8 protein-coding genes and 1 pseudogene are annotated in these 6,926 nt (G+C 37.9%); 3 read left to right on the top strand and 6 right to left on the bottom strand.

Going from position 1 to position 6,926, the window contains the following annotated elements; translation table 11 throughout:
* Positions 1–190, top strand: a pseudogene (locus tag J8L70_RS15665) (Mobile element protein); the annotation flags it as partial.
* 153 nt (positions 191–343) lie between these two features.
* A complete protein-coding gene (locus J8L70_RS15660) occupies positions 344–709 on the top strand; it encodes a cupin domain-containing protein (RefSeq protein ID WP_211056514.1) in 366 nt (121 codons plus the stop codon).
* Between the two features lie 217 nt (positions 710–926).
* Here J8L70_RS15660 and J8L70_RS15655 read toward each other — a convergent pair whose 3' ends face one another.
* The 3 genes from J8L70_RS15655 to cmoA all read right to left on the bottom strand — a co-directional run bounded on the left by J8L70_RS15655 (position 927) and on the right by cmoA (position 3,201).
* A complete protein-coding gene (locus J8L70_RS15655; protein ID WP_211056513.1) occupies positions 927–1,376 on the bottom strand; it encodes a sel1 repeat family protein in 450 nt (149 codons plus the stop codon).
* A gap of 118 nt (positions 1,377–1,494) precedes the next feature.
* Positions 1,495–2,463, bottom strand: a complete 969-nt coding sequence (gene cmoB / locus J8L70_RS15650) for a tRNA 5-methoxyuridine(34)/uridine 5-oxyacetic acid(34) synthase CmoB (protein ID WP_211056512.1) — start codon at positions 2,461–2,463, stop codon at positions 1,495–1,497.
* A 12-nt stretch (positions 2,464–2,475) separates the two neighbouring features.
* Entirely contained in the window at positions 2,476–3,201 is a 726-nt protein-coding gene (gene cmoA, locus J8L70_RS15645; RefSeq protein WP_211056511.1) for a carboxy-S-adenosyl-L-methionine synthase CmoA, read from the bottom strand.
* Between the two features lie 117 nt (positions 3,202–3,318).
* On the opposite strand from cmoA, the gene J8L70_RS15640 reads away from it, so the two are divergent.
* A complete protein-coding gene (locus tag J8L70_RS15640) occupies positions 3,319–3,999 on the top strand; it encodes a DUF3334 family protein (protein WP_211056510.1) in 681 nt (226 codons plus the stop codon).
* A 156-nt stretch (positions 4,000–4,155) separates the two neighbouring features.
* On the opposite strand, the gene J8L70_RS15635 is transcribed toward J8L70_RS15640, so the two are convergent.
* The 3 genes from J8L70_RS15635 to J8L70_RS15625 all read right to left on the bottom strand — a co-directional run bounded on the left by J8L70_RS15635 (position 4,156) and on the right by J8L70_RS15625 (position 6,896).
* Positions 4,156–4,833 carry a response regulator gene (locus J8L70_RS15635; RefSeq protein ID WP_211056509.1) on the bottom strand — a complete coding sequence of 226 codons (678 nt, stop codon included), beginning with the start codon at positions 4,831–4,833 and terminating at the stop codon, positions 4,156–4,158.
* A 2-nt stretch (positions 4,834–4,835) separates the two neighbouring features.
* Positions 4,836–6,191, bottom strand: a complete 1,356-nt coding sequence (locus J8L70_RS15630; RefSeq protein WP_247664861.1) for an ATP-binding protein — start codon at positions 6,189–6,191, stop codon at positions 4,836–4,838.
* A 192-nt stretch (positions 6,192–6,383) separates the two neighbouring features.
* Positions 6,384–6,896, bottom strand: a complete 513-nt coding sequence (locus J8L70_RS15625; RefSeq protein ID WP_211056507.1) for a hypothetical protein — start codon at positions 6,894–6,896, stop codon at positions 6,384–6,386.
* Between the last annotated feature and the right edge of the window lie 30 nt (positions 6,897–6,926).

Genomic DNA, 6,926 nt, shown 5'->3' with positions numbered 1-6,926 from the left:
ACGCTATCACTGTATTTCACGCTGTGTACGCCGTGCATTTTTATGTGGGGAAGACCATTTTATAGGAAAATCTTACCAACATCGACGAGGTTGGGTAGAAGATAAGCTACTTGAATTAGCGAAGGTATTTTGTATTGATGTATGTGCTTATGCCGTAATGAGTAATCATACTCACTTAGTACTGTATGTTTGGACTTCCCAGCTTTCACTAGACAATTTAAACTCTAAATAATACGCTGTTTAAAGCGATAAGATGAAGGCTGTAAATTAAACTGCCCTATAAATAATACGGCTTATCACTGTATGGGCGTGGTTGTTTTTAGCTATATTTAGGAATAATGGCATGTCAAAAAGTCCAATAAATTTATTAAATAAGTTTTCAAAATTTACCGAACATTGGTCGCCAAAAGTGGTGGCTGAAATGAATGATTATCAGTTTAAACTCGCTAAAATTAAAAATGATTTTACGTGGCATTCGCATAAAGAAACCGATGAAGTGTTTATTGTTATAGAGGGGGCGATGCGTATCGACTTTCGTGATGGTTGGGTTGACCTTTGTGCCGGTGAAATGTATGTGGTGCCAAAGGGGGTTGAGCATAAACCTTATGCAAAAGATGAGTGCAAAATAATGTTTATTGAGCCCCGTGGTGTGGTTAATACGGGGGATGCCGGTGGCGATTTAACGGCAAAAGATGATGTGTGGATATAACAACTGCGCCTTTAAAAGGTGATTTACTTTTTAAAATACCTTTATGTCATTTAATTTTACTTATGTAATTTGACCTTATGTAATTTAACTTAATCTAATAAATAAAACGCATTGATAAGCTAAGTGCTTTGTTAATTAAAGGCTTATTAAATAATGGGCGCATTGCTGGTGGCTTTTCGGTATTAGGGTTTCGGGATTAAACATTAAGCACTGAGCACTAAGCATTAGGGATTAGGTGAGAAAACTGTCTGTTTTGTATTTGTTCATACAGGTTAGCTGCATACTGCTGTGCATCTAAAAAGCGTTGCGTAGTTAGGTGTTTTCTTAAATCATTTAAAGCGGCGGCTGCGGGGGCGTACTCTTGGCTACTTGCTAGGCTTAACCATGCGGCACCATGAAATACACTTTTAGGTACGCCTTGGCCTTTTATAAAAAATAAACCTAAATAAAACTGGGCTTTGTGGTTACCTGCCATGGCGGCTAGGCGCATCCATTTTGCTGCAAGAGGCGCTTGTCCTTCTTTTAAATAATAGAGTGCTTTTAAACATGTACTGTGACTATCAGATGATGCGCTCGGGGCAACGGCATCGGTGTCTTGTGTGACAAATGATAATATATTTTCAAATTGGCTGTCTAAGTCATTGCCTGTAGAATTTTTTAAAGTCATGTATATGTTGGTTTTAGTATGTGTTTCTTTATTTTAGACTAATTATCACGAGCTTGGAAATTGATTGTACCTACAATTTTAAAGCGCCACTTTAATTGTGTTTAAAGTGGCGCTTTTGTTATGCGTTGGCAGTTAAAATGGCGCGTAAAGGGGCTGGGTAGCCTTCAATGGTTTTACTGGTGTCATTAGGGTCTAAAAAGTCGATTAATGATTCATTTTCCATCCAATCGGTTTTTCGTTGTTCGTCTAACGTTGTTATTGCGCAGTCTTTTATTTGCACATTTTTAAAGCCAACACGTTCCATCCATAATTTTAATGCTGCGGTACTTGGGATATACCATACATTACGCATTTTGGCATAGCGGTCGGTGGGGACTAACACGGTGTTTTCGTCGCCTTCAATCACTAATGTTTCGAGTACAAGTTCGCCACCAGGACGAAGTTGTGCTTTTAGCTGAGCTAAAAAGTCGATAGGTGAACGTCGGTGATACAGTACGCCCATAGAAAACACCGTATCGAATGCTTTAAGCTCGGGAAGGGCTTCTACACCAAGTGGTAGTAAATGAACGTTTTCATCGGGATTAAAGTGTTTTATTGCCTGAAATTGGCATAAAAATAAATCTGATGGGTCTATCCCTACAACAAATTCAGCACCTTCACCGCGCATTCGCCATAAATGATAACCAGAACCACAGCCAATATCGAGTACCGTTCGTCCTTTTAAAGGCTCTATATGTGGCAGTAGTCGGTCCCATTTCCAGTCACTACGCCATTCGGTGTCGATGTTGATACCGTGTACATTAAACGGGCCTTTTCGCCAAGGCATCATGCGTTTTAATAAATGTGTTGTTTGTTTTTGTTCACCTTCGCTCATTTCGCCCGGTGCGCCTATGGCTACTTTAGTAACAATATCAACATGGGTTGTGTTTACTTCGGGTAAGTTTTTCAGCACTTTTTGCCATTTTGGTAAATCACCGTGGCTTGCTTCGTTTTGCCAGTGTTTTAATTGCCCTGGCAGGGTTTCTAACCAGTGACTTAATGGGCTTTGTGCAATTGCTGCATAAAATTGATTAAACCATTGCGACATAAATAACTCTCTTTATTTTATTGCTATCATTGAGCAAAAATTAAAACACTGGTACCACACTTGTGTTTGGCTAAAGCCAATATCTGATAAGCGTTTAAAGTGGGTATCAAGCGGATCTGGGCGCATTACATTTTCTATTGCGGTGCGCTTTTGGCTTATTTCGAGCTCTGAGTAGCCGTTGTGACGTTTAAAGTCATGGTGTAAATCGATGAGTAAATTATCGCATTGCTCGTTTTGCGCTTTTATTTTTTCGCTCAGCAGTAAAACGCCACCGGGTTTTAAGTTGGCGTATATTTTTTCGAGCAGTGCTTGGCGTTGTCCATGCGGGATAAACTGCAATGTAAAGTTCATTGCGACAACCGATGCATTTTCTATTGCTAATTCGTTGATATCGCCCAGCATTACCTCTACAGGAACGTCTGACTTAAAGCCATGTAAGTGTAATTTACAGCGCTCGATCATTGCTTGCGAGTTATCTACGGCAATAATTTGGCAATTGTCGGTACGAATATTACGGCGCATGCTTAGCGTTACAGCGCCTAACGAACAACCTAAATCGTATAGGTTTGAGTTACTTTGCGCATATTGTCCTGCTAATTTACCCATGGTGCTTACGATTGTGGCGTAACCAGGTACAGAGCGCTGTATCATATCAGGAAAAACTTCGACTACATTTTGATCAAAGCTAAAGTCTTTTACTTGTTGCTCAGAGGCATAAATACTGTCTTTTATACTCACTTAAACAGTCTCTTAAAAAATAATAGTGCTATTTTAGCATTTTATACTGGATAGTCAGTGATAAATTCAGTAGCTTGGCTATTATTATGAATAATAAGTACAAATAGAGATAAATTAATGAGTAAAAGTAAAGTTATAAGTACCGACGATATACTTGCCACATTGTGTCATTCGGTGACCGGTGTACTTTCATCAGCCAGTGGCAATGACATTAGCTACTCTGCAATGGTGCAAAAAATAACCCGCACTTGTATGCGTCCAGATATTGGTTGTTTTGTATTATTTGATGGTGGTTTTACCGGATTAGTGGTCACAAACTTTACTGCACAAGCTGCAATGGAGATATATGGCGATTACATGCGTAATATGGGCATGCCAGAAGACGAAATAGCGCTTAGCCATTTATCGGATGATGTGTCGAATGTTATGGGCGAGTTGATGAACCAAATTGTGGGCGACTTTACTTCTAAAGTGCGTGAGCAGTTACATACTTCTATTACGCAAAACCAGCCTAAAATGATGGCCATTAATAAACAGGTACAAATTTCGGTTGATACCACAATGGACCGTCCACAAGCACGTCGTGTTACCTTTACGACTCGTAATCAAAATATCTTTTATCTAGAGCTTGCTATGGATAAAACAGAGTTTATTAAACTACACGATTTTGACATTGTAGAGGCAATAGACCCTGACGATATTATTGAAAATGAAGCAAAGCAAAAAGCAGATAAAGCAAAAGCTAAAACGGTACAACAAGATGCCGATGACGACTTTATGGCTGAGTTAGGCCTTTAATTTAGGCTGGTGCATAGTCGGGTTGTAACAATATAAATCCAACTTAGACTTTATTTTATGTGTATGTAACTCATAAATTTACTTTAAAAAACACGATGTTATATCGTGTTTTTTATATTATATTTGCCTAACATTTAAGTGCATAAATTACGTTGTTTATGCCTTAAACTTATACCCAACGCTGTATACTGAGCAGATGGGGTTTAAACCGGTTTTAATATGGGTAATTTTTTTACGTATGTTTTTAATATGTGTGTCGATGTTGCGATCGGATATGTCTAATGTGTTGTTGTAAACGTTATTAATAATTTCTTCCCGCGAAAAAACTCGCCCTATGTTACTTACAAATAGCCATAAAATTTTAAATTCAATGGCTGTTAAATTTAGGCTTTTATTGTGTAAGTAGGCTTCAAAGTCATGTTTGTATAGTTCAAACCCATGCACATTAATGATGTTTTTAGGGGTTGTGTCTGTTCTGCGTAACACGGCCTTGATCCGGGCTATCACTTCTTTTGGGCTAAAGGGTTTGCATATGTAATCGTCAGCGCCGATCTCTAGGCCAAGTAAGCGGTCGTTTTCTTGTCCTTTTGCACTGAGTATTATAATAGGCACTTCTGAAATAGCTTTTAGTTGTTTACAAATTTGTATGCCATCGACATCGGGTAGCATTAAATCAAGTAAGATTAAGTCGACCGTGTTATTTTTTACAAAATTTACGACCCCTAAGCCGCTGCGATAGTGCTCAGTATTAAAATTATTCTGCTGTGCATAGGCGATTAAAACCTCTGCTATATTTTCTTCGTCTTCGACAATGAGTATATTTTTTGCTGCCATATTTACTGTAATCGCTTAAATATAAGGGTAACTTTAAGCCCACCTAATGCACTGTGCGCGAGCTTAATGTGGGCGTTGTGTGCTTTTGCGATTTGTAGGCACAACGAAAGGCCTAACCCCGAACCGCCATGCTCTCTGCTACGAGATTTTTCTACACGATAAAAGCGCTCAAATAGTTGCTTTAATTCATCTTCGGTTACGCCGGGTGCTGAGTCTTGTAATATTAGCTCGATGGTGTGTTTTGTTTTATTAACGGCTATTGAAATTTGTCCACCGGCTTGAGTATAACGACAGCTGTTTTCTAATAAATTGGTAAATAATTGTTTAAGACGTGATTTGTCACCTTGAATGAAGGCAGTGTCGGTACTTTTTAACTGATGGGTATTTACAGTTAGTTGTTTTTCGTTAAAGCGTGCACCGTAGCTGTGTAATGCTTGTTCTAGGGTGGAAATTAAATCAATCTGCTCAGTATGGTAGGTTAAATTAAGTGTATCGGCTTGAGCGAGTTGTGCTAAATCATCAACAATATGTTTTAAATTATCTACTTGGTTAAGCAATACGCTAATACGCTTAGGATCAGCGGTAAATACTCCGTCTTGTATCGCGATTAAATGCGAATGAAGTACGGTTAGTGGGGTTTTTAATTCGTGTGAGGTGTTTGACACCCATTGCTGTCGCTCTTGTTGGTTGTGCTCTAGTGTTTCGGCCAGTTTATTTAAGTTGTTAGAGAGAGTGCCTATTTCATCTTTGGTGACGGGCGTTATTCTATTTTTAAAATTAGCGTGTATTAATTCATTTGTTCCGTTTAAAAGCTGTTTTATTGGCTTGGTTAAATGGCGTGACAAAATAATAGCCATTATAAACGCGAGTAAAATAACAAATAAGCTAATCATAAAATAGTTATGAAATTGTGTGGTTAAAAATGCTTTTGCCGGACTACTTTGTATATTTTTTGACGGAACAAGGCCTAGCCACCCTATAATTTCGTTTTGTAATAAGATGGGTTCTACGTGACTATTTTCGCTCACGAGGGTTCTTCCTACGATGACTTGTTTATTGGCATCGTACAAACTTATTCGTTGTCCTGTTTTAAGTGAGCCAGCAGGTAAACTTATCCATAAAAAAGAAGGGGTAGGGGGTTGGTTATTATTTCGTTGTTTATTTGTTGTGCTGTGCGCTTTTTTAGGTTCTACAATAGAGCGCCATAACTCAATGTTATGGGTTACAGGCTGCCAACTGCCAAGTTCACTATAGAGCTTAATAAGCTGTTGTTTTACTCGAGCAACATGCTTTGTTTCTTCTTGCTTAATAAAGTGCTCAAAACCCTGCGTAAAGCTTAAATAAAACAGGGTAAACATAACGCCTACAAGGGCAATATTTGTGATAAAAAAAGCGAAGAAAAATTTATGTATTAATTTCACAAACTGGCAAATATTTAAAATCATAACATCGATGTTTTACAGTATTGCATATTGAATGTGTACCGACAATTTATCTTATTTGGCCAGTTTGCTAGCGTATAAACTATTTTTTAATCAGTGATGTATGGGCTAAAAAGTCGCTACAGCAATTTCACCCGCATTTAATAATTTATAATGTGGTTTAATAATACGCGTGTGTATTGCGCCTAAGCTTTTAGGAAACGATATTGCCAGCGAGTTTACGTTTTTAATGGCGTGCTTAGCTTGTAAAACAATTTGTAAGTTATGAGCTTCATCATTGTTATTTAAATTAATGAGGTCAACTTTTTCAAACTCGAGGTGCTGCTCATTTAGCACTAAGTTTATGTTTTTCTTAAATGTATTTGTTAAAAATAGGTGCTGCTGTTGGTTATTTAGGTTGCTTGGCATAATCTTGTCTATATCTCCCATCAGCCATGCTTGCTCACTTTGCAGTGCAGAGATTATATGTGCACTATTGGTTAATATTTTAACCTCTACTTGTCCGTCTCTTATAATAACGTCGGCGGTGCTGCTTTTTAATACATGAGCGCTTAATTCAAAGCTAAAAAGCGTGAGTGAAAAAACTAAAAATAGCCAGTTAAATGGTTTAATAAAATACATGTTTACCTTCTTTTAGCGTTATATGTTTTT

It is taken from the genome of Pseudoalteromonas sp. MMG010 (assembly GCF_018100905.1).
In the GTDB taxonomy this organism is placed as follows: domain Bacteria; phylum Pseudomonadota; class Gammaproteobacteria; order Enterobacterales; family Alteromonadaceae; genus Pseudoalteromonas.
The sequence above is the reverse complement of the archived record's forward strand: the minus strand, read 5'-3'. Positions and strand labels throughout refer to the sequence as shown.

Coding starts and splice junctions, on each gene's coding strand:
- J8L70_RS15630 (WP_247664861.1), bottom strand. CDS start 6,191: ATGTTTACCCTGTTTTATTTAAGCTTTACGCAGGGTTTTGAGCACTTT.
- J8L70_RS15640 (WP_211056510.1), top strand. CDS start 3,319: ATGAGTAAAAGTAAAGTTATAAGTACCGACGATATACTTGCCACATTG.
- J8L70_RS15660 (WP_211056514.1), top strand. CDS start 344: ATGTCAAAAAGTCCAATAAATTTATTAAATAAGTTTTCAAAATTTACC.
- J8L70_RS15635 (WP_211056509.1), bottom strand. CDS start 4,833: ATGGCAGCAAAAAATATACTCATTGTCGAAGACGAAGAAAATATAGCA.
- cmoB (WP_211056512.1), bottom strand. CDS start 2,463: ATGTCGCAATGGTTTAATCAATTTTATGCAGCAATTGCACAAAGCCCA.
- J8L70_RS15655 (WP_211056513.1), bottom strand. CDS start 1,376: ATGACTTTAAAAAATTCTACAGGCAATGACTTAGACAGCCAATTTGAA.
- J8L70_RS15625 (WP_211056507.1), bottom strand. CDS start 6,896: ATGTATTTTATTAAACCATTTAACTGGCTATTTTTAGTTTTTTCACTC.